We start from the raw sequence: 1006 nt of genomic DNA, 5'->3' as shown, positions 1-1006 counted from the left end.
GAGGTCGTCCGCGACGCCGGCCGGCTCGCGCTCTGTCGTGTCGATTTCGTAGACAGACTCGAGACCGTGTTTCTCGACGGCTTCGGAAAGAATGACGTCCAGCGCCTCGCTCTCCGAATTTTCCGCCGCCTTCGCCTCGGTCTCGCCGCGCTCGAGCAATCGTTCCTCGAGCGTCTCCGGATGACACCGCAGTACGACGACTCGATCAGCATCGAAGTGATGCGCGAGATGGGATTCGATCACGACGTCATCGCGACCCTCGAGCCACTCGCTCAGCGCCTCGAGATCGGCCACCTTGCTCTCGCGGTCGGCGTCGACCTCGGTGTAGAGTCCCTCGTCCTCGAGCACTCGGTTGAGGTGGATCACCTCGAGGTCCGGCGTCGACGCGTCGTCCGCTGTGTCATCGGGATCGGCCAGCCTGGACTCGAGCAACTCGGTCGCGGTCGTCTTCCCGGTTCCGGGAGTGCCGGTGACGGCGACCCTCATTGGCCGGCCACCTCCGCGTCCGGATCATCGGCCTCGTCCGTCGCGTCCGTCTCGAGGCCGAGATCAGCGAGGACGTCGTTGAGCGTCGCGACCGCCCGCTCGGTCTCCTCCTCGGTGCCGCAGGTGATCCGGATACAGCCCGGGAGACCGAAACTCGAGCAGTCGCGAACGATGACGCCGCGTTCCTGCATTTCCGCGGCGACCGCCGAGGCGTCACCGACGTCGACGAGCGCGAAGTTGCCCTCGCTCTCCCAGACGTGGGTTTCGATAGTGTTTCGCATGTAGACGCGCGACTCGCGGGCCGTCTCGACGGTTCGCTCGACGTGTTCCTCGTCGTCGACGGCGGCGAGACCGGCTCGGCAGGCGAGTTCGCTCGCCGCGAAGGGGGTGTTCACGCGGGCGTAGACGTCGCCCCACTCGCCGGGGACGACGGCATAGCCGAGCCGGATGCCGGCCAGCCCGTAGGCCTTCGAGAACGTCCGTAGGACGGCGATGTCGTCGCGGGCGTCGAACCCGTCGC

At 67.1% G+C, this 1006-nt stretch carries 2 protein-coding genes; both read right to left on the bottom strand.

Features of this window, described 5'->3' with window-relative positions; all coding sequences use genetic code 11:
- On the bottom strand, positions 1-486 hold a 486-nt coding region (locus PGX04_RS24045), incomplete at its 3' end, for an adenylate kinase family protein (protein ID WP_273740820.1).
- On the bottom strand, positions 483-1006 hold a 524-nt coding region (locus PGX04_RS24040), incomplete at its 5' end, for an aminotransferase class I/II-fold pyridoxal phosphate-dependent enzyme (protein ID WP_273740819.1). The genes PGX04_RS24045 and PGX04_RS24040, both read right to left, overlap by 4 nt.

Source organism: Natrinema soli, assembly GCF_028618695.1.
Note: the sequence above shows the minus strand (reverse complement) of the source record. Positions and strands in the feature narration are given on the sequence as shown.